Source organism: Microbacterium sp. USHLN272, from assembly GCF_037149655.1.
Lineage (GTDB): Bacteria > Actinomycetota > Actinomycetes > Actinomycetales > Microbacteriaceae > Microbacterium > Microbacterium galbinum.
On record NZ_JBBCRA010000001.1, the window covers coordinates 793,673 to 812,569 of the forward strand.

At 68.1% G+C, this 18,897-nt stretch carries 19 protein-coding genes; 2 read left to right on the forward strand and 17 right to left on the reverse strand.

What is annotated here, in order from left to right:
• The first annotated feature begins 10 nt into the window (after positions 1-10).
• Positions 11-1,006, forward strand: coding sequence for an asparaginase (locus WFJ97_RS03995; RefSeq protein ID WP_336640544.1), 996 nt, complete (start codon positions 11-13; stop codon positions 1,004-1,006).
• Positions 1,007-1,010: 4 nt separating this feature from the next.
• On the opposite strand, the gene WFJ97_RS04000 is transcribed toward WFJ97_RS03995, so the two are convergent.
• From WFJ97_RS04000 to prmC, 17 genes are all read right to left on the reverse strand, one after another.
• On the reverse strand, positions 1,011-3,893 hold the full coding sequence (locus tag WFJ97_RS04000) for an FtsK/SpoIIIE domain-containing protein (RefSeq protein ID WP_336640545.1): 2,883 nt from the start codon (positions 3,891-3,893) through the stop codon (positions 1,011-1,013).
• A 58-nt stretch (positions 3,894-3,951) separates the two neighbouring features.
• The gene (locus tag WFJ97_RS04005; RefSeq protein WP_336640546.1) at positions 3,952-4,755 is read right to left on the reverse strand and encodes a PP2C family protein-serine/threonine phosphatase; all 804 of its coding nucleotides are present in this window, start codon (positions 4,753-4,755) and stop codon (positions 3,952-3,954) included.
• 78 nt (positions 4,756-4,833) lie between these two features.
• Positions 4,834-5,817, reverse strand: coding sequence for an aldo/keto reductase (locus WFJ97_RS04010; protein ID WP_336640547.1), 984 nt, complete (start codon positions 5,815-5,817; stop codon positions 4,834-4,836).
• 108 nt (positions 5,818-5,925) lie between these two features.
• Positions 5,926-6,678 carry a large exoprotein gene (locus tag WFJ97_RS04015; protein ID WP_336640548.1) on the reverse strand — a complete coding sequence of 251 codons (753 nt, stop codon included), beginning with the start codon at positions 6,676-6,678 and terminating at the stop codon, positions 5,926-5,928.
• Between the two features lie 117 nt (positions 6,679-6,795).
• A complete protein-coding gene (locus tag WFJ97_RS04020; protein ID WP_336641853.1) occupies positions 6,796-7,554 on the reverse strand; it encodes a YaaA family protein in 759 nt (252 codons plus the stop codon).
• 76 nt (positions 7,555-7,630) lie between these two features.
• Complete coding sequence (locus tag WFJ97_RS04025; protein ID WP_247622775.1) at positions 7,631-7,891, reverse strand: F0F1 ATP synthase subunit epsilon; 261 nt, start codon at positions 7,889-7,891, stop codon at positions 7,631-7,633.
• 2 nt (positions 7,892-7,893) lie between these two features.
• Positions 7,894-9,348 carry a F0F1 ATP synthase subunit beta gene (gene atpD / locus WFJ97_RS04030; protein WP_247622776.1) on the reverse strand — a complete coding sequence of 485 codons (1,455 nt, stop codon included), beginning with the start codon at positions 9,346-9,348 and terminating at the stop codon, positions 7,894-7,896.
• Positions 9,349-9,371: 23 nt separating this feature from the next.
• Complete coding sequence (locus WFJ97_RS04035; protein WP_247622777.1) at positions 9,372-10,271, reverse strand: F0F1 ATP synthase subunit gamma; 900 nt, start codon at positions 10,269-10,271, stop codon at positions 9,372-9,374.
• Between the two features lie 20 nt (positions 10,272-10,291).
• Positions 10,292-11,932, reverse strand: coding sequence for a F0F1 ATP synthase subunit alpha (atpA, locus tag WFJ97_RS04040; protein ID WP_247622778.1), 1,641 nt, complete (start codon positions 11,930-11,932; stop codon positions 10,292-10,294).
• Between the two features lie 47 nt (positions 11,933-11,979).
• Positions 11,980-12,768 carry a F0F1 ATP synthase subunit delta gene (locus tag WFJ97_RS04045; RefSeq protein ID WP_247622779.1) on the reverse strand — a complete coding sequence of 263 codons (789 nt, stop codon included), beginning with the start codon at positions 12,766-12,768 and terminating at the stop codon, positions 11,980-11,982.
• Positions 12,768-13,319 carry a F0F1 ATP synthase subunit B gene (locus tag WFJ97_RS04050; protein WP_247622780.1) on the reverse strand — a complete coding sequence of 184 codons (552 nt, stop codon included), beginning with the start codon at positions 13,317-13,319 and terminating at the stop codon, positions 12,768-12,770. The genes WFJ97_RS04045 and WFJ97_RS04050 overlap by 1 nt, the downstream gene beginning before the upstream one ends.
• A 28-nt stretch (positions 13,320-13,347) precedes the next feature.
• Positions 13,348-13,584 (reverse strand): ATP synthase F0 subunit C, encoded by a 237-nt coding sequence (gene atpE / locus WFJ97_RS04055; protein ID WP_045258877.1) that lies wholly within the window; start codon positions 13,582-13,584, stop codon positions 13,348-13,350.
• A gap of 46 nt (positions 13,585-13,630) precedes the next feature.
• Positions 13,631-14,437, reverse strand: a complete 807-nt coding sequence (gene atpB, locus WFJ97_RS04060) for a F0F1 ATP synthase subunit A (protein ID WP_372491578.1) — start codon at positions 14,435-14,437, stop codon at positions 13,631-13,633.
• A 123-nt stretch (positions 14,438-14,560) separates the two neighbouring features.
• Positions 14,561-15,064: a hypothetical protein gene (locus tag WFJ97_RS04065; protein WP_247622782.1), complete on the reverse strand. Its 504-nt coding sequence runs from the start codon at positions 15,062-15,064 to the stop codon at positions 14,561-14,563.
• The gene (locus WFJ97_RS04070) at positions 15,061-16,230 is read right to left on the reverse strand and encodes a glycosyltransferase family 4 protein (RefSeq protein WP_247622783.1); all 1,170 of its coding nucleotides are present in this window, start codon (positions 16,228-16,230) and stop codon (positions 15,061-15,063) included. The genes WFJ97_RS04065 and WFJ97_RS04070 overlap by 4 nt, the downstream gene beginning before the upstream one ends.
• On the reverse strand, positions 16,227-16,952 hold the full coding sequence (locus WFJ97_RS04075) for an L-threonylcarbamoyladenylate synthase (RefSeq protein ID WP_247622784.1): 726 nt from the start codon (positions 16,950-16,952) through the stop codon (positions 16,227-16,229). Before WFJ97_RS04075 ends, WFJ97_RS04070 begins: the two co-directional genes overlap by 4 nt.
• 38 nt (positions 16,953-16,990) lie before the next feature.
• Entirely contained in the window at positions 16,991-17,851 is an 861-nt protein-coding gene (prmC, locus tag WFJ97_RS04080; RefSeq protein ID WP_336640549.1) for a peptide chain release factor N(5)-glutamine methyltransferase, read from the reverse strand.
• Between the two features lie 100 nt (positions 17,852-17,951).
• On the opposite strand from prmC, the gene cysK reads away from it, so the two are divergent.
• Positions 17,952-18,890 carry a cysteine synthase A gene (cysK, locus tag WFJ97_RS04085; protein ID WP_247955971.1) on the forward strand — a complete coding sequence of 313 codons (939 nt, stop codon included), beginning with the start codon at positions 17,952-17,954 and terminating at the stop codon, positions 18,888-18,890.
• Positions 18,891-18,897: the final 7 nt, after the last annotated feature.

Consider the following 18,897-nt stretch of genomic DNA (forward strand, 5'->3'; position numbering starts at 1 on the left):
GTCTGGACGGGTGCTGGAGACTCTCACCGTTCAGGATTCCGTCGAACTCGCCGTCGTAGAGCGGAGCGGCTTCGTCGAGTCGCGACACGCGGGAGCGGCGGTGGTGCTCTCCTCTGAGGGAGAGGTGGTCGCGCGTCTCGGCAACGCCGATGCGCTCATCCTGCCGCGCTCCAGCATGAAGCCCCTGCAGGCGGTCGCCTGCATCACGGCGGGAGCCGCGCTCGAGGGCGAGCACCTCGCTCTGTCGACGGCGAGTCACATCGGGACCGATCGGCATGCCGCCGCGGTGCGGGAGATGCTGACGGCCGGTGGTCTGAACGAAGACGCGCTCGCCTGCCCGCCGGCCTGGCCGAGCGACCAGGCGACCCGCGACGAGATGGTGCGGGAGCACGGCCAGCAGGCGAGCGTGCGGATGAACTGCTCGGGCAAGCACGCCGCGATGCTGCGCGCCTGCATCGCCACCGGCTGGCCCACGGAAGGGTATCTGGAGGAGGGCCACCCTCTGCAGGCGCACATCCGCGAGGTGATCGAGCGTCTCACCGGCGAGAAGATCTCCCACACGTCGATCGACGGCTGCGGCACACCGGTCTACGCGATGACGCTGACGGGCCTCGCCCGCGCGATCCACCGGATCGGCACGGCATCGGATCGCTCGCCGTTCGCCCTCCATCGCGTCGCCGGTTCCCTGGTGCGCGCGGTGCGCGAGCACCCCTGGACCATCGAGGGTCCCGGACGGCCCGACACCGTCGCCATCGAGAAGCTCGGAGTCTTCGCCAAGGGAGGCGCCGAGGGCGTCATGGTCATGGTGGCCCCCAACGGCACGACCGTCGCCCTGAAGATGCTCGACGGCGGAGCACGCGCATCGACCATCGTGGCTGCGACGCTGCTCGCGCGAGCCGGGGCACTCACGGATCGTGATGTCGCCGACCTGGCCGACGCGCTCTCGCTCGACGTGCTCGGCGGCGGACAGCCGGTCGGTCGGGTTCTCGTCTCCCCCGGGATCTGACGCCTCATCCCCGACGTTCCCGCAGGCTCCGCCGTGTGCGGGGCTGGTCCGCCGGCGGCTGCGCACCGACGCTCGCTGCCGTCACGGGCGCGGGCTCACGTCTCCAGGTTTCCCGCTCACCGAGGAGCGCGGGAACCACGAGTCGCCGCGGTGCCTCAGCTCCGCGCACCGCCCACACCCGTCCGGCGTGAAGCCGCGCGAACGGCGGCAGTTCCCGGAGCCCGACCAACTGCCGGAGATCCGAAGGCCGCTCCGCGCGGATGAGCACCTCGCCGTCCGTGCGGACGCGCTGCCAGAGCGACCACTCGCGCTGCCAGGCATCGGTGTCGCCGAGGAGGACGACCGGCTCGTGTTCTCCGCCCGGGGTCTGCGTGAAGCCCTGACCCGCACCGATGACGGCCCCCGACCCGATCACGCTCACCCGCGCGGAGGGGTGCGCCTGCTGAACCGCGGAGACGAGCGACGCGGCCCCGGCCGTGACGATGGCATGGAGCCCCGCTCCCGGCTCCCAGCGCTCCGGCCCCTCGCCGCCGATCGCGCGCCCGTCACTCGCAGCTCCGTCGGGCTTCCAGAAAAACTGCGTCTCGTGGCCGTCGAGGCGAGCACGGCCGGGTGGACGACGCTCGTCGAACGTCGCGCTCTCGCCGCCGGCGGCGACGTGATCGACCCTGCTCGCGGCGCGCAGCAGGGCTCGGCGCGGCAGCGCGTCGAGCACGCGCCCGATGGCTCCGCTCGATCGCGTCGCCGTGATAACGACGCTGCTCCCGGTCGCACCGCGCAGGATCTGCTCCCACCGCTGCACCAGAGTCTGCGCATACTCGGGCGGCAGCTCCGCGACACGGGCGTCGAGGTCGTCGCAGAGGACGAGCGCGGGCATCCGTGTGTGTCCCTCGACCAGCGACTGCACGACGTCCCACATCCGCTCCGCGTCGGCGGGGATCCACAGCGCCTCCGGGACCTGTGCGGCGAGCACGCGGAGAGCGGCGGTGCGCCCCGACCCGGGAGCGCCGATCACGGAGATCCCACGATCCTGGCCCGCCCGGATGACGAGCCGCGGCTGCTCCTGCGACTCCGGGACATCGGCGACTCCCCAGAGGATCTCCGAGCTCCCCGGCCTCGTCGCATCCTCCGGCAGCGGGATCATCTCGGCGAGCGGAAGCAGCCAGGGACTCACGGGCCTGGGCAGGTGCGCCCAGCGCTTCGCCACCCCGCTCAGGTCGTCTTCACGGGTCAACGCGACGCGAAGGGGTTCGGCATCGTCGTCCTGCGGGCGGCGCACGAGGCAGAGGCCTCGGGCGCTCACTCCCCCGGGGATCTCCGTCGCAGCCGCCGTCCCGATCATCGCGCGGCTGTCGGACGGATCGCTGACCCGAAGGCTGAGCCGCAACGGGCAGTTCGCGGCGAGGGAGTCCCTCACCACCCCGGAGGCGCGTTGGGTGCCGAGGATCAGATGCATCCCCAGCGCGCGGCCTCGCGCGGCGATGTCGGTGAACACGGAGCCGAGATCCGGATGGTCCTGCAGGAGGGCCGCGAACTCGTCCACGACGATCAGGAGTCGCGGAATCTCCACGTCGGCGATATCGCGCACACCGGCTGCGGCGAGAGCGCCCTCCCGACGGCGCAGTTCGGCACGCAGGCTCTCCACGCCGCGTCGCGCTCCCGCCTCGTCGAGATCCGTCATGACCGCGGTCACCTGGGCCAGCGCCCGGAGCGGTTCGAACGCCGTTCCGCCCTTGAAGTCGGCCAGGACGAAGTTCACTCGCTCAGGGCCGTACGACGCGGCTATCGCGGTGACCCAGGTCACCAGCAGCTCGCTCTTGCCGGTACCCGTGGTGCCGGTGACGATGGCGTGCGGACCGTCTTCGACGATGTCGACCTCTCCGTCCGCACCCGCTCCTCGACCGATGACCGCCCGCAGCCCTGATTCGGCCGGTGTCTGCACGAGCTGAGCGAACTCCACCGCCTCCGGCACGGCATCCGCCTCGTCGTCGGAGGCGAGATGGCGGGAGGCGATCGTCTCGAATTGCTGGCGGGACACCCCTTCGGCGGCGATCGTGACGACGCCCTCCGGGGTTCGGAGCGTGGCCTCCCGCGGTTCCTGCAGATCCAGGACGGTGAGGATGCCGTCGGGTACTTCTTCGCCGGACCGCGCCAGCCAGATCGTCGCGTCCGCTTCGACCTCCCGGATCGACGCGGGTCCGACACCGAGGCGGAATCCTCGCCGGAGGGACGACGAGTGCGGAAGCCCGGCGTAGTCCCCGTCGGGGAACCCCTCGCCGACGAGCTTCAGCTGTCCCGGCGCGAACCGCAGAGAGAGCTGCAGAACCAGCGCACGCGCCACGGCGAGGGTGAGAGGCTGCGGGCCCCGCACGCAGATTCCCGCGCCCAGGGGAACGATGATCGGAGCGGACTCGAGCACACGCGCACGTTCCTGGAGTTCACGTGCCCGCTCACCGTCACCACCGGTCGTACGGATGATGCTGGCGACAGCACCGGAACCGACCACGACGGGCGTCCTCGCCTCGGGCGGCTCCGTGCCGCGCAGCGGCGGTTCCTGCGTGCAGGTGGCCGCGTCGGGGTGCTGACCCCAGCGGCGGTGTCTCTCCTCCCCGTGCATCGAGGAGAGCTGTTCCTCCGCCACCGCCCATGACCGCTCATCCTCCTCGAGGATGCGTCGCTGTTCCCGACGACGACCGCGTCCCGAATCGGCGAGCGAGGCCACCATCATCACGGGGCCGAGCGCGGCGAAGCAGAGGGAGAAGAGCGAGCCGGTGATCAGCCAGAGAACGACGCCGGCGACGACGGGCATACCGGCGGCGAGGAACGGCAAAGGGGCGCGTCGAGGCGGGACCTGCGTGGCCGGCAGCACGATCGGGAGGGGATCCATGCCCTCCATTCGACGGCATGGGGATCGGCGGAGGGTCTCCGCTCACAGGCGATCGGGGCTATTCGCCGTTCTCGTCCGTTGTGGAGGAGGAGTCCGCAGGATCGGTCACCTGCACGATGATGACGGTGACATTGTCTCGGCCGCCGTTCTCGAGGGCCGCGGCGAGCATCGCGTCGACGGCCGGCCCCGGTTCGGGGTTCTCCCGCAGGAAGTGCTGGATGCCGTAGTCGGTGAGCTCCTTGGTGAGTCCGTCGGAACAGATCACGAACCGATCGCCGGCGCGGACCTCGATCGTCAGGTAGTCCGGCGGCGTCAGCTCACTCGCCCCGACCGCCCGTGTGATCACGTTGCTGTAGGGATGCCCTTCCGCTTCCTCCGGGCTCAGCTTCCCCGCCGTGATGAGTTCCTGGACGACCGAGTGATCGGTCGTCACCTGCACGAGGCGATCGTCGCGCAGGAGGTACACGCGTGAGTCGCCGATGTTCAGCGACACCCAGTGCGGCTCCCCGTCCTGAAGCTCCAGGAACACGCCGGTCAGCGTGGTCCCGGTTCCCTCGTCGGTGGTCTCGGGGTGATCCGCGATGTCCGCCACCGCGAGTTCGAGCGCCTTCTCGATCGCCGGCCGCTCCACGGATCCGTCATCGACCAGTGCCTGCAGCCGCTGAACCGTGCTGCGGCTGGCGATCTCGCCTCCTGCGTGTCCACCCATTCCATCGGCGACGATGAACAGCGGATACTCCGCGAGGAATGCATCCTGATTCGTGTCGCGACGGCGCCCCTGATCAGTCGTGCCCGCCCAGGAGAGCAGCAGCGGGCGCTGCGCGACCGTGACGCTACGCGTCGTCGTTGTCGTCTCAGCCACGTGCTGCCTCCGATGGTCCCACGGCGGATCGGACGGCCGCGAGGTACTCACACATCGTAGTCGAATCGCTGATTGCGCTCACACCTGCGCCCCCGGGTCCTGAGGCAGAGGGAAGAGCGCATCGATGACGGCGAGCTCTTCGGCGTCGGGTCGCCATGCATCGCCGGCGCGCGCATTCGACTCCACCTGCGCCGCCGACGTCGCGCCCGCGATGACACTGGAGACCGCGGGACGGGACAGCAACCAGCCGAACGTCGCCTCGACCATCGTGATCCCGCGTTCCTCGCAGAACACGCGATACGCCTCCAACGCCTCCCACGGCGCGTTCTCCCACACGTGACGCCGAGACGACATGATCCGGCTGCTCGCGGGTCCACCCTCGCGGGTGAACTTGCCCGTGAGGAGCCCGTTGTGGAGGGGGAAGAACGGGAAGAAACCCAGCCCGTACCGTTCGACCGCGGGGAGGACCTCCCTCTCGGCGGCGCGGGCGAGCAGCGAGTAGTGGTTCTGCGCCGAGACGAAGCGACCGCTCGAGCGAGCGGTGGAGGTGAACTCGGCCTCGGCGATCTGCCAACCGGTGAAGTTCGAGTGACCGTAATAGCGGATCTTGCCCTCACGGACCAGCTCGTCGAGAGCATCAATGGTCTCGGCGATCGGCGTCTCAGGATCGGGCAGGTGCAACTGATACAGATCGATCCAGTCCGTCTGCAGACGACGCAGGGACTCCTCGACCGCGCGACGGACGTAGCGCCGAGATCCCCGGGCTGCGGGGAAGGCGTAACCCATGTCGCGTTCGTGACCGAACTTCGTCGCGAGCACGACGCTGTCGCGCCGCCCCTGGAGGGCCTCCCCCATGAGCGTCTCACTCGTTCCGGCCTCGGCGCCGTACATGTCCGCCGTGTCGAACAGGGTGATGCCGTTGGCGATCGCCGCGGAGATCACCTCGCGCGTGCCCTCGATCGTCTCGGTGGCGGTGCCGGCCCGCCCGAAGTTGTTGCATCCGAGGCCGGCGGCGGAGACGAGGAGTCCGGACGCACCGACGCGGCGCTGTGACATGACCATACCCTCACGCTATCCCAGCGGCGTGCCGGTTTTCGGCGACGGGCCGAAGCGCCGTGAAGACGGGAAGAGCCCCCGACCGTGAGGTCGAGGGCTCTTCGCACGGGACGATCAGGCCGGAGGCTGCGTGGGGTCCGTCGGCGGAGCAGGCGGAGCAGCGGGCGGTGCCGGCGGAGTCGCGGGCGGAGCCGGCGGCGCGGGCGGCGTAGCGGGTGCACTCGCCGGGGGCGCCGCGGGGGTGCCGTATCCGGGCTGTGCGGGAGGTGCGTATCCGGGCTGAGCCGGCGGGGCGTAGCCCTGCGGAGCGGGGGGTGCGTACCCCTGCGGGGCCGCGCCGTAACCGGGAGCGCCGTATCCGGCCTGCGGGGCGGCGGCAGAAGGCTGGACGGGGATGCCCGCCCAGACGGTGCGGTCAGCGAAGAATCCGTTTCCGGCCCACGGAGCGGGCTGGATGTTCGGGTTCCATCGCGACTTGTCGAACGCGTTGATGCCGAGCCAGACGATGGAGAGGAAGATCCACAGGACCACCCACACCGCATCCTTCTGGAGCTTGAGTCCGACGCGCCATGCGATGACGGCGAAGAGCGCTGCCGCCGCGAGTCCGGTGAGGAAGTTCAGGTACGGGATGAGCGAAAGACCGATCACGATCAGCACCGGCCACGGCGACATGTCGCCCAGCTTGGCGAAGACCATGTAGTTGTACACGGGCACCCACGCGCGCCACTTGCCCTCGACACCGGCCTTCTCGAAGATCTTCATGAAGAAGAGGGAGACGAGCACGTAGGCGGCGAGGCCGATGATGACGCTGAAGATGATGACGCCACCGAGGAATGCCCAGTAGCTCGAGTCGTAGTAAGGATTCATGATCCCCTCCGGATCCGAATTGGTGGCGTAATCCACGCCGCGAGACCCACCATAGCGGTGCAGATAACGACGCGGCAACGACACGCACGGGGACATCTCCCCATGCGCGGACGGGCGTCACTCCGTGACGACCAGCTCGAGCACCCGGTCGTCTTCGGTGCGCCGAAGGATGATGTCGTGTTTCGACGCCCAGATGAGGAGCGATCGCAGCGAGCCGATCCGCGGCCGGCTCTCCGCGAGAGCGCGGACGAGCTGACCCTTCGACTTCTTGTTGAAATGGTTGAGAGCCCGCGCTCCCCCGTCGCCATCGTCGGTGACGACCCGGACGTAGGCCGACGGCACGGAAGTGGGAATCGGTCCCAGTGCGACGTAGGCTTCGCTCCGCAGATCCAGGACGAACGCGGGTTCCGTTTCGGCGAGGGCGGCGCTGGTGGCATCGGCCCAGTGCCGGCGCATCGCGACCAGTCCCGGGAGGGCGGTGCCCGCCGCGAGGCGGTAGGGAGGAATGCCGTCGAGCGCTCCCACCGGCCCGAACGGTGCCGAGTGGATCCACACGTGCTCCCCCAGCCAGCGGCGCGACGCCGCAGCGAGCGTGCGCGCGTCGAGCGCATCGAAGAGCACTCCGGTGTAGCGGTCGATCGCGGGCATCGTCGGTGCGCTCCGCAGCATCCGATTGTGGACGATGTCGCCCACCTGGCGTTCGCTCAGCTTCAGCACCCGTCGAGCCTGCTCCTCATCGGCCGCGAGATCGACGAGAGCGTCGATCACCGCCGTGCGGTGCTCGTGCAGACCCGGCAGCGCCAGTGCGGCGGGATCGAGTGGCTCACCGGTACCGCCGGGATGCTTGGTCTCGGACGGAGGGAGAAGGATCTTCATGAGTCCTCGGGGAATGCACATGCGTCCGCCTCGGAACCCGGAGATCGGGTCCGAGGCGGACGCATGTAGTCGACTGCTAGGCGATGAGCGCCGCGTTGCCGGCGACGATCGTCAGGACGTTGCCCTCCATCGAGAGGAACCCGTCCTGCGCGTTCGCGAGCACCTTGGTGCCATCGGTCTGGGTGATCCGGACCTGGCCCTCGGCGAGGATGGCCAGCACCGGCTCGTGACCGGACATGAAGCCGATCTCACCCTCGACGGTCTTGGCGATCACGAGGCTCGCTTCCCCCGTCCAGACCTCCGCGTCGGCGGAGACGAGGCTGACGTTGAGCGCCATGGTCAGGCGTTCTCCTTCTGGATCTGCGCCCAGCGCTCTTCGACGTCGCCGATACCACCGACGTTGAAGAAGGCCTGCTCGGCCACGTGGTCGAAGTCACCGCGGGTGATCGCATCGAAGGACTCGATGGTCTCCTTGAGCGGGACGGTCGAACCCTCGACACCCGTGAACTTCTTGGCCATGTAGGTGTTCTGCGAGAGGAACTGCTGGATGCGACGCGCACGCGACACGACGATCTTGTCCTCCTCGGAGAGCTCATCGACACCGAGGATGGCGATGATCTCCTGCAGCTCCTTGTTCTTCTGGAGGATCTGCTTGACCGTCGTGGCGACGCGGTAGTGGTCCTCGCCCAGGTAGCGGGGGTCCATGATGCGCGACGTCGAGGTCAGCGGGTCGATGGCCGGGTAGAGACCCTTCGAAGCGATCTCACGAGAGAGCTCGGTGGTCGCGTCGAGGTGGGCGAAGGTGGTCGCCGGAGCCGGGTCGGTGTAGTCATCGGCCGGCACGTAGATCGCCTGCAGCGAGGTGATCGAGTGACCACGCGTCGAGGTGATGCGCTCCTGGAGCACACCCATCTCGTCGGCGAGGTTCGGCTGGTAACCCACGGCGGACGGCATACGGCCGAGAAGCGTGGAGACCTCGGAACCGGCCTGCGTGAAGCGGAAGATGTTGTCGATGAAGAGCAGCACGTCCTGCTTCTGCACGTCGCGGAAGTACTCCGCCATCGTCAGGGCCGACAGTGCGACGCGAAGACGCGTCCCCGGCGGCTCGTCCATCTGGCCGAACACGAGCGCGGTCTTGTCGAAGACGCCCGCCTCTTCCATCTCGTGGATCAGGTCGTTGCCCTCACGGGTGCGCTCACCGACACCGGCGAACACCGAGACGCCACCGTGGTCCTGCGCGACACGCTGGATCATCTCCTGGATGAGGACGGTCTTACCGACACCGGCTCCACCGAACAGACCGATCTTTCCACCCTGGACGTACGGGGTGAGGAGGTCGATGGACTTGATGCCCGTCTCGAACATCGTGGTCTTCGACTCGAGCTGGTCGAAGTTGGGCGCCTTGCGGTGGATCGGCCAGCGCTCCGTGACCTCGAGGGTCTCACCGGGCTCGCCGTTGAGGACCTCGCCGATCACGTTGAAGACCTTGCCCTTGGTGATGTCGCCGACCGGGACCGAGATGGCCTCTCCGGTGTCGCGAACCTCCTGGCCGCGGACGATGCCGTCGGTCGGCTTCAGGGCGATGGCGCGGACGAGCTCGTCACCGAGGTGCTGAGCGACCTCGAGGGTGATCTCGGTCGACTCCTCGCCGATGGTGATCGTCGTCTTCAGCGCGTTGTAGATGCCGGGGATCGAGTCGTGCGGGAACTCGATGTCGACAACCGGACCGTTGACGCGTGCGACGCGCCCGACGACCGCGGTCGCGGGCTGGTCAGCCGTAGCGGTGGTGGTCATTTCTTCGTCTCTTTCCTGATGGTCTATTTGCCAGACGAGAGGGCGTCGGCGCCGCCGACGATCTCCGCGATCTGCTGCGTGATCTCCGCCTGGCGCGCGTTGTTGCGCAGACGGGTGTAGTCGGTGATGAGCTTGTCGGCGTTGTCGCTGGCGGACTTCATCGCCTTCTGCGTCGCAGCCTGCTTGGCGGCAGACGACTGCAGAAGGGCGTTGAAGACGCGGCTCTGGATGTACACCGGCAGGATCGCGTCGAGCACGGTCTCGGCGTCGGGCTCGAATTCGTAGAGCGGGTAGACAGCGCTGCCCGCCTCCGACTCGTCGGCCTCCGCGATCTCCAGCGGAAGCAGGCGCACGGACTCCGGCGACTGCGTCATCATGCTGACGAAGCGGTTGTACACGAGGTGGATCTCGTCGACACCGCCGCCCGCACCGCCGCGCGAGAACGCGTCGAGCAGAGTCGACGAGATCTCTTCGGCCGTGTGGAACGACGGGGTGTCGGTGTCGCCGGTCCACTCCGCTGCCGCCGCGATGCGACGGAACTGGAAGTAGCCGACGGCCTTGCGACCGACGAGGTAGAACACCGGCTCCTTGCCCTGACCGCGCAGCAGCTCCGCCACCTCGAGACCCTCACGGAGGATCTGCGAGTTGAAGGCACCGGCGAGACCGCGGTCCGACGAGAAGATCACGACCGCGGAGCGGCTGATGTTCTCGGGCTCACGCGTGAGCGGGTGGTCGACGTTCGAGTGCGTCGCGACGGCGGACACGGCCCTCGTCACGGCTCGCGCGAAGGGGGTGGACGCCTTGACGCGTGCCATCGCCTTCTGGATGCGCGAAGCCGCGATGAGTTCCATCGCCTTCGTGATCTTCTTGGTCGTCTGAGCAGAACTGATCTTCTGCTTGTAGACCCTGAGTTGAGCGCCCATGAAATCAGTACCTCACGCGATTACGCGCGACGACCCTTGACGATCTTCTCCTGGTTGACGTCGTCTGCCTCCGCAGCGGCGTGCTCCTCGTGACCCGGGGCGCCGATGGCGTGTCCCTTGCCACCCTGGAACTCCAGGACGAAGGCATCCGTGTGCTTCTCGAGCTCCGCGACCGTGTCGTCACTGAGGACGTTGGTCTCACGCAGGGTGTCGAGCACCGAGGTGTTGCGACGCAGGTAGTCGAGCAGTTCGCGCTCGAAGCGCAGGACGTCCTCGACCTCGATCGTGTCGAGCTTGCCGTTGGTTCCGGCCCAGATCGAGACGACCTGCTCCTCGACCGGGTACGGCGAGTACTGCGGCTGCTTGAGCAGCTCGGTCAGACGTGCACCGCGCGACAGCTGACGACGCGAGGCGGCGTCGAGGTCGGAGGCGAACATCGCGAACGCCTCGAGCGAGCGGTACTGCGCGAGCTCGAGCTTCAGCGTTCCGGAGACCTTCTTGATCGACTTGACCTGAGCGTCACCACCGACTCGCGACACCGAGATACCCACGTCGACCGCCGGACGCTGGTTGGCGTTGAAGAGGTCGGACTGCAGGAAGATCTGGCCGTCGGTGATCGAGATCACGTTGGTCGGGATGTAGGCCGAGACGTCGTTCGCCTTGGTCTCGATGATCGGGAGGCCCGTCATGGAACCGGCGCCGAGCTCGTCGGACAGCTTCGCGCAACGCTCGAGCAGACGCGAGTGCAGGTAGAAGACGTCACCCGGGTAAGCCTCGCGGCCCGGCGGGCGGCGCAGCAGAAGGGAGACGGCACGGTAGGCCTCGGCCTGCTTCGACAGGTCGTCGAAGATGATGAGGACGTGCTTGCCGCCGTACATCCAGTGCTGACCGATGGCCGAACCGGTGTAGGGGGCGAGGTACTTGAAGCCCGCGGGGTCGGATGCCGGAGCGGCCACGATCGTGGTGTACTCCAGAGCGCCGGCCTCTTCGAGCGCGCCCTTCACCGAAGCGATGGTCGAGCCCTTCTGGCCGATGGCGACGTAGATGCAGCGAACCTGCTTGTTGACGTCGCCCGACTCCCAGTTGGCCTTCTGGTTGATGATCGTGTCGATCGCGATGGCCGTCTTACCGGTCTGGCGGTCGCCGATGATCAGCTGACGCTGGCCGCGGCCGACGGGGATCATCGCGTCGATGGCCTTGATGCCGGTCTGCATCGGCTCGTGCACCGACTTGCGCTGCATGACGCCGGGCGCCTGCAGCTCGAGCTCGCGGACGGCCTCGGTGGCGATCGCGCCGAGCCCGTCGATCGGGTTTCCGAGCGGGTCTACCACGCGGCCGAGGTAGCCGTCGCCGACGGGAACGGAGAGGACCTCACCCGTGCGGGTGACTTCCTGACCGGCCTCGATGCCGGCGAAGTCGCCGAGGACCACGACGCCGATCTCGTGCTCGTCGAGGCTCTGGGCGAGGCCCTTGGTGCCGTCGGCGAAGATCACGAGCTCGTTCGCCATGACACCGGGCAGTCCTTCGACGTGCGCGATGCCATCAGCGGCGTCGATGACCGTGCCGACCTCGGTCGCCGCGGCCCCGGTGGGCTCGTAAGCGGCGGCGAAGTCCTTCAGCGCGTCACGGATGACGTCGGGGCTGATCGATAGTTCTGCCATTGTCTTCCCTTTGTATCTGGGTGCGCGGTTCCCCGCGCGAAGTCGTGTTAGCCCGCGAGCTTCTGGCGAAGGTCGGCGAGTCGTGCGGAGATGCTGCCGTCGATCACGTCGTCGGCGATCTGCACGCGCAGACCACCGATGATCGTCGGGTCGATGACGACGTTGAGCGCCACCTGACCGTCGTAGCGTCGCGAGAGCGCTTCGCCGAGGCGGGCGCGCTGCGCGTCGTTCAGCTCGCTCGCGCTGTAGACCGTCGCGACGACGCGGTCACGCTGGTCGGAGACGATCCGCATGGCGCGGTTGAGGAGCTGACGGATCCGCCGCCCGCGCGGCTGACGCACGAGGGAGGAGACGATCAGGGCCGCGGGGGCGCTGGTCGCTCCGGAGAGCAGACGCTCGACGAGAGCCGACTTCGCGTCCTGACCGCCGAGACGGCTTCCCAGTGCGAGCTCGAGCTCGGGGTTCGCGGCGACGACGCGGGAGAAGCCGAACAGCTCCCCCTCGATGTCGGCGCCTGCCTCGGCGATCGCCGAGGCACGGATCGCGAGCTCGTCGATGCCGTCGACGAGCTCGTCGGCGTTGGACCAGCGTTCCGAGACGACCGTCTTGAGCACGGCCTGCGTGTTCGCCGACAGCCCGCCGAACACCGCGGTCACGACGTTCTGCCGTGCCGCTGCGGGGGCCGCCGGGTCAGCCAGCGCGCCGCTCAGCTGAGACGAATCGCCCACGGCGTGCGCGGCGGCGAAGAGCTCCCGCGCGGTGTCGAGGGTGACGTCCTTCGCTGCGGCAAGCGTCTGGATGGATGCCGCGAGTGCCTGAGTGGTCGCGCTGCCCATTACTGAGCCGCCTTCTCGGATGCTTCGAGGTCGGCGAGGAAGCGGTCGACGACCGCCGTCGCGCGGGCATCGTCGGAGAGCGTCTCACCGACGACGCCACCGGCGAGGTCGATGGCCAGCGTGCCGACCTCGCTGCGCAGCGAGACGAGAGCGGTCTGACGCTCGGCCTCGATCTGCGTGTGCGCGGTCGCCGTGATGCGAGCTGCTTCGGACGAAGCGGCATCCTTGGCCTCGGCGACGATCTTCTTGCCGTCCTCGCGGGCGGCCTCTCGGATCTCACCGGCCTCGGTGCGTGCCTCGGCGAGCTGACGGGTGTACTCCTCGAGAGCCGCCTCGGCCTGCTTCTGGGCCTCGTCGGCCTTGGCGATGTTGCCCTCGATCGCGTTGGAGCGAGCGTCGAGGAGGGTGTAGAGCTTGGGCAGCGCCACCTTCCAGACGACGACCAGGATCACGACGAAGCAGACCGCCGACCAGATGATGTCGTACCAGGCGGGGATGAGCGGATTGTGGTCCGCCTCCTCCGCCGCGTACGTGACAAGAGCGTTCAGCATCCTGTCTCCTTATCGCAGAGGGTGTCTGTCAGGACTGGAAGATGAAGTAGGTCGCGATGCCGATGAAGGCGAGCGCCTCGGTGAAGGCGATACCGATCCACATGAGGACCTGGAGGCGACCGGCCAGCTCGGGCTGACGGGCGACGCCCTCGATCGTCTTGCCGACGACGATACCCACGCCGATGGCCGGTCCGATAGCCGCGAGGCCGTAGCCGACGGTGCCGATGTTGCCGGAGATTTCAGCGAGAACCGTAGTTGCGTCCACGGGTTTTTCCTTTCGTTGGGTGGGAAGGCGGTTGTTGCCGACCCGCTCAGTGCTCTTCTGCGACCGCGAGCTGGATGTAGACCGCGGTGAGGATGGTGAAGACGTAGGCCTGCAGGAACGCCACCAGGATCTCGAACAGGGTGAACGCGAAGCCGAACGCGAGCGTGCCCGCGCCGAGTGCCGTCCACCACCCTCCGAGAGTGATGACGAAGAACTGCGTTGCGGAGAAGAACAGGACGAGCATCAGGTGCCCGACGATCATGTTCATCAGCAGTCGGAGGGTCAGCGTGACGGGCCGGATGATGAACGTCGAGAGGAACTCGAGCGGCGTCACGATGATGTAGAGGAACGGGGGGACGCCCGACGGGAACAGCGAGTTCTTGAAGAAGCCCTTGGGGCTCTTCTTGATGCCGGCGTAGATGAAGGTGACGTAGCTGACGACGGCCAGCAGCAGCGGGACCGCGATGATGCTCGTACCCGCGATGTTCAGGAACGGGATGATTCCCGTGATGTTCATGAACAGCACCATGAAGAAGATGGTGGCGAGGATCGGCAGGAAGCGACGGCCGTCCTTGCGCCCGAGCAGGTCCTCGGCGACGTTCACTCGCACGAAGTCGAGGCCCATCTCGACGAGGCTCTGGAAGCGCCCGGGGACGACGCGCATGTTGCGCGTTCCGAGCCAGAGGATCAGCACGACCGCGATCGTGGCCAGGAACTGGATCAGGTGGATGCGGTGGATGACCAGGTCGCCGATCTGGAACACCGCATCGGGGAAGAACTCCGCGATCGACGGAGCGTGGAACTCGTCATCGGTGGCAAGTCGTGGCGTCAGGGTCGCAGCAAGATTAAACAGCGCGGGCTCCAGCTTCGGGGCACCGGTCAGAACCGGGGCGACGATGGTCGGTGTGCTTCACAGCGCAAGCGCTCGCGGGCGAGCGGCGGGCACGTTTCAACACTATCAGAGTATGAGGCGGCCCTAAGACCTCTGAGGGTCCTCGTCGGCGGTCGGGGCCCCCGGAGCGACGTCCTCCGGGGCGACCGAGGGAAGCGATGCATCGCTGACATTCGGCAGGCGCATCGTCATGAGGACGACGGCGTCGACGATCAGCGACATCAGCACGCCGGCGACGATCGCGACGAAGAAGATCACGGGGTCGAGCCAGGGCTGGTCCTTGAGGACGATGACGCCGAGGAAGAACACGATCAGCTTGAGCAACCACCCGCCGAGCACGATCGCGAAGAAGAACTGGACGTAGAGCGGCTCGCCGAACCACCGGTTCGCGATCAGGATGCTCGCACCGGTGATCCCGAGGAACACGGCGGCGATGAGCACACCGAGCAGGCCGCTGATCAGTCCGTTCTCCTGCCCGACGAGGTAGCCCACGACCGCCGCGGCGATCGCGAGGACCACGGTGGCGACTCCCGACCAGATGAGAGTGCGTCGCAGGATCGGCGTGCTGGAAACGGGGTTCGGACTCATGAGGGCTCCACGGGGGTCGGGTCGGAGTCGGGGGTTGCGGCGATCGCACGTCGCGAGGGCTTCAGGGTGAGAACCAGGCAGGCCGCGATCCCGACCACACCGAATCCCACACCGGGAAGGTACTGGCCCGGCCAGTCCTCGCGGGCTCCGACGTACATGAGGAGGACGGCGAGTGAGATCACCGCCGTCCAGGCGTAGAAGATGAGGACGGCATCACGGTCGCGGTGACCGAGGTCGAGCATGCGGTGGTGCAGGTGCTTGCGGTCCGGCGAGAACGGCGACTTGCCGGCGTGCATGCGGCGCAGCACCGCCAGGCCGAAATCGAGCAACGGCAGCAGCACCACCATCAGCGGCAGCAGGATCGGGATGAACGCACCGAGCAGCTGGGACCGCCCGAGACGCTCGGGGTCGAGCGCGGACGGATCCATCTGCCCGGTGAGGGAGATCGCGGAGACGGCCATCAGCAGGCCGAGCACGAGTGCGCCCGAGTCGCCCATGAACAGCTTCGCCGGACTCCAGTTCCAGGGCAGGAAACCGATGCAGGCGCCGATGAGGACGGCGGCGATGAAGGTCGAGAGGTTGAAGTAGCTCGAGGCGCCGGAGTCGCGCGTGAAGATGTAGGAGTAGGCGAAGAAGACGCCGTTGGCGATAAGACACACCCCGGCGACGAGGCCGTCGAGGCCGTCGATGAAGTTGACGGCGTTCATGACCACGACGATCGCGAACATCGTGATCGTGATGCTCAGCCAGCTCGAGAAGACGATGAGATCGCCGAACGGGAGGGAGAGGATCTGCAGCCCTCCCCCGATCGTGAGGATCCCGGCCGCAAGGAACTGCGCGCCGAGCTTGATCATCCAGTCGAGGTCCCACAGGTCGTCGACGACTCCGATCACGGCGATCAGCAGTGCGGCTCCGAGGATGGACCACATCGTCTGCGGCGGCATCCAGATGCTCTGGAAGAAGGGGTTCGCTGCCGAGATCCCCATCGCGGCGGCGATGCCGAGGAAGATCGCGACCCCGCCGAGCCGCGGAGTGGGACGCGTGTGCACATCGCGATCACGGATCTCGGGGTACAGCTTGAACCGCAGGCTCACCCGCAGGACCGCCCAGGTCAGTACGAAGGTGATCGCGGCGGTCAGGATGATCGTGAAGAGGTACTGCTTCACGAATCCCCGTCCTGTCGAGGCGCGGGCGCCGCGGAGTCCGGCTCCGGGGCGGGCTCGAGCAGATCGCCGAGCACCTCCTCCAGCTGCTCCCGGCTGATCGCCCCGTCACGCAGGATGCGCACGCGTCCGGCATCCGAATCCGCCGGCGGACGCACGAGCGAAGTGGCATCGACGATCGTCGAGGCCACACCGTCGCGGCTCATTCCGTCTGCGAGGTAGACGGCGACGCTGTCGCCGAGCATCTTCTCGGCGTCGAAGGCCGAGATCGCTGCGGCCTGACCCGTGAGGTTCGCGCTCGAGACCGCGAGCGGTCCGGTCTCGGCCAGCAGCTCCAGCGCCACGCGCCCCTCGGGCATCCGCACGGCGACGGTTCCCCGGGTCTCGCCGAGATCCCAGACGAGCGAGGGCTGAGCAGGGAGCACGATGGTCAACCCGCCGGGCCAGAAGGCGTCGACGAGGCGTTGAACCGGCTCGGGGACCGACTCCGCGAGAGCCGTCAGCGTCTCCTTGGTGCCGATGAGGACGGGCGGCGGCTGATCGCGCCCCCGTCCCTTCGCATCCAGCAGCCGCTGCACGGCAGCGGGCGAGAAGGCGTCGGCGGCCACGCCGTAGACGGTATCGGTGGGCATGACGATGAGTTCACCGCGGCCGATCGCCTGGCGTGCATGGCGCATACCGGCGAGCAGCTGCGCCTCGTCGCCGCAGTCGAAGATGGAGGACATGTCGTTCCGATTCTACGGGAGGCCGCCGAGAGAGCGGATCAGGGGCGGATGGCCGTGGTGGCGCGGTCGCGCAGGGTGAGGTCGCGGTGCGTCGCCGCGGCACGCCAGCCGTCGCGCTCGAGGATGCCGCGGATCTCGGCACCCTGGAGTTCACCGTGCTCGATCACCAGCAGCCCGCCGGGACGGAGGAGCCGCAGCGCATTGGTGCTGAGCGCGCGCACGAGATCGAGACCGTCCTCACCGCCGTACAGCGCCATCGCCGGGTCGAAGAGGCGCACCTCGGGGTCGCGCGGGATCGCCTCGTCCGGCACGTACGGCGGGTTCGAGATGACGACGCTGGCGGCACCGGCGAGTTCGGGGAAGGCATCCGCCATGTCGGCGAGCACCAGCGTGAGGTTCTCGGCATCGGCGGTGTTGCGGCTCGCCCACGCGTGCGCCTCGGGCGAGAGCTCCGCGGCGTAGATCCGCGCGTGCGGCACCTCGGTCGCCATCGCGAGTGCGATCGCCCCGCTCCCCGTACCGAGATCGATGCCGATCGGCTGCGGATCGGGTGCGTGCAGGAGCGCGTCGATCGCGTGCTGCACCACCATCTCCGTCTCGGGTCGGGGGACGAACACCCCGGGGCCCACGGCCAGTTCGAGATGCCGGAACGGCGCGGTGCCGGTGATGTGCTGCAGGGGTTCCCGCGACTCCCGGCGCGTCACGAGAGCGTCGAGCCGCTCGGCATCCGCGTCGCTCATCACGTCGCCTCGGACGACGGCCGCCTGCACCTCGCCGCGACGCAGACCCCGCACGTGACCGACCAGGAGCTCCGCGTCGACGAGTGGATCGGTCACACCGGCATCGGCGAGGCGCTGAGCGGCCGCACGGACGAGTGCGGCGAAAGACGTGTCGGGCATGATCTCCAGCGTAGAGCGCCCGCCGGGTGTCACATTGCCCTCTCCCCCGTACCCCTCCCATAGGCTGAGAGCGAAGCGACCCGCACAGGAAGGCTCCTCCATGCCCGGTATCCACTCCGACATCACGACCGCGTTCGGCAACACGCCGCTGGTCCGTCTGAACCGCGTGACCGAGGGCCTCGGCGCCACCGTCCTCGCGAAGCTCGAGTACTACAACCCCGCCTCCAGCGTGAAGGACCGCATCGGCATCGCGATGATCAACGCCGCCGAAGCATCCGGTGAACTGCAGCCGGGCGGCACGATCGTGGAGTCGACCAGCGGCAACACCGGCATCGCCCTGGCGATGGTCGGGGCAGCGCGTGGCTACAAGGTGATCCTCACCATGCCCGCGTCCATGTCGAAGGAGCGCCGTGTGCTGCTCAAGGCCTTCGGCGCAGAGATCGTCCTCACCGACCCGACCAAGGGCATGAGCGGTGCGATCGAGATCACGAAGCAGATCGTCGCCGACACCCCGGGCGCGGTTTGGGTGCGGCAGTTCGAGAACGCCGCGAACCCGCAGATCCACCGTGAGACCACTGCACAGGAGATCCTCCGCGACACGGACGGCGAGGTCGACATCTTCATCGCCGGAGTCGGCACCGGTGGCACCGTCACCGGCACCGGACAGGCGCTCAAGGCCGCCAAGCCCGGTGTGCAGGTCATCGCCGTCGAGCCCAAGGACTCCCCCATGCTCAGCGAGGGCCACCCCGGCCCGCACAAGATCCAGGGCATCGGGCCGAATTTCGTCCCCGCGATCCTCGACCGTGAGGTGATCGACGAGGTGATCCCCGTCGAGTTCGACGACGCCATCCGGGTGGCTCGGGAGCTGGCCGCCCGCGAGGGTCTCCTCGTCGGCATGTCGTGCGGCGCAGCGACATGGGCAGCCCTGCAGGTCGCTTCCCGCCCCGAGAACGCGGGGAAGAACATCGTCGTCGTCCTTCCCGACACCGGGGAGCGCTACCTGTCGACCGCGCTGTTCGCGGACCTGCGCGAGGACTGACGACCAC

Excerpts from the sequence above, each read along its gene's own strand:
- WFJ97_RS04000 (WP_336640545.1), bottom strand. The coding sequence starts at position 3,893 with ATGGATCCCCTCCCGATCGTGCTGCCGGCCACGCAGGTCCCGCCTCGA.
- WFJ97_RS04010 (WP_336640547.1), bottom strand. The coding sequence starts at position 5,817 with ATGGTCATGTCACAGCGCCGCGTCGGTGCGTCCGGACTCCTCGTCTCC.
- WFJ97_RS04015 (WP_336640548.1), bottom strand. The coding sequence starts at position 6,678 with ATGAATCCTTACTACGACTCGAGCTACTGGGCATTCCTCGGTGGCGTC.
- WFJ97_RS04020 (WP_336641853.1), bottom strand. The coding sequence starts at position 7,554 with ATGAAGATCCTTCTCCCTCCGTCCGAGACCAAGCATCCCGGCGGTACC.
- WFJ97_RS04025 (WP_247622775.1), bottom strand. The coding sequence starts at position 7,891 with ATGGCGCTCAACGTCAGCCTCGTCTCCGCCGACGCGGAGGTCTGGACG.
- atpD (WP_247622776.1), bottom strand. The coding sequence starts at position 9,348 with ATGACCACCACCGCTACGGCTGACCAGCCCGCGACCGCGGTCGTCGGG.
- WFJ97_RS04035 (WP_247622777.1), bottom strand. The coding sequence starts at position 10,271 with ATGGGCGCTCAACTCAGGGTCTACAAGCAGAAGATCAGTTCTGCTCAG.
- atpA (WP_247622778.1), bottom strand. The coding sequence starts at position 11,932 with ATGGCAGAACTATCGATCAGCCCCGACGTCATCCGTGACGCGCTGAAG.
- WFJ97_RS04045 (WP_247622779.1), bottom strand. The coding sequence starts at position 12,768 with ATGGGCAGCGCGACCACTCAGGCACTCGCGGCATCCATCCAGACGCTT.
- WFJ97_RS04050 (WP_247622780.1), bottom strand. The coding sequence starts at position 13,319 with ATGCTGAACGCTCTTGTCACGTACGCGGCGGAGGAGGCGGACCACAAT.
- WFJ97_RS04065 (WP_247622782.1), bottom strand. The coding sequence starts at position 15,064 with ATGAGTCCGAACCCCGTTTCCAGCACGCCGATCCTGCGACGCACTCTC.
- WFJ97_RS04075 (WP_247622784.1), bottom strand. The coding sequence starts at position 16,952 with ATGTCCTCCATCTTCGACTGCGGCGACGAGGCGCAGCTGCTCGCCGGT.
- prmC (WP_336640549.1), bottom strand. The coding sequence starts at position 17,851 with ATGCCCGACACGTCTTTCGCCGCACTCGTCCGTGCGGCCGCTCAGCGC.
- cysK (WP_247955971.1), top strand. The coding sequence starts at position 17,952 with ATGCCCGGTATCCACTCCGACATCACGACCGCGTTCGGCAACACGCCG.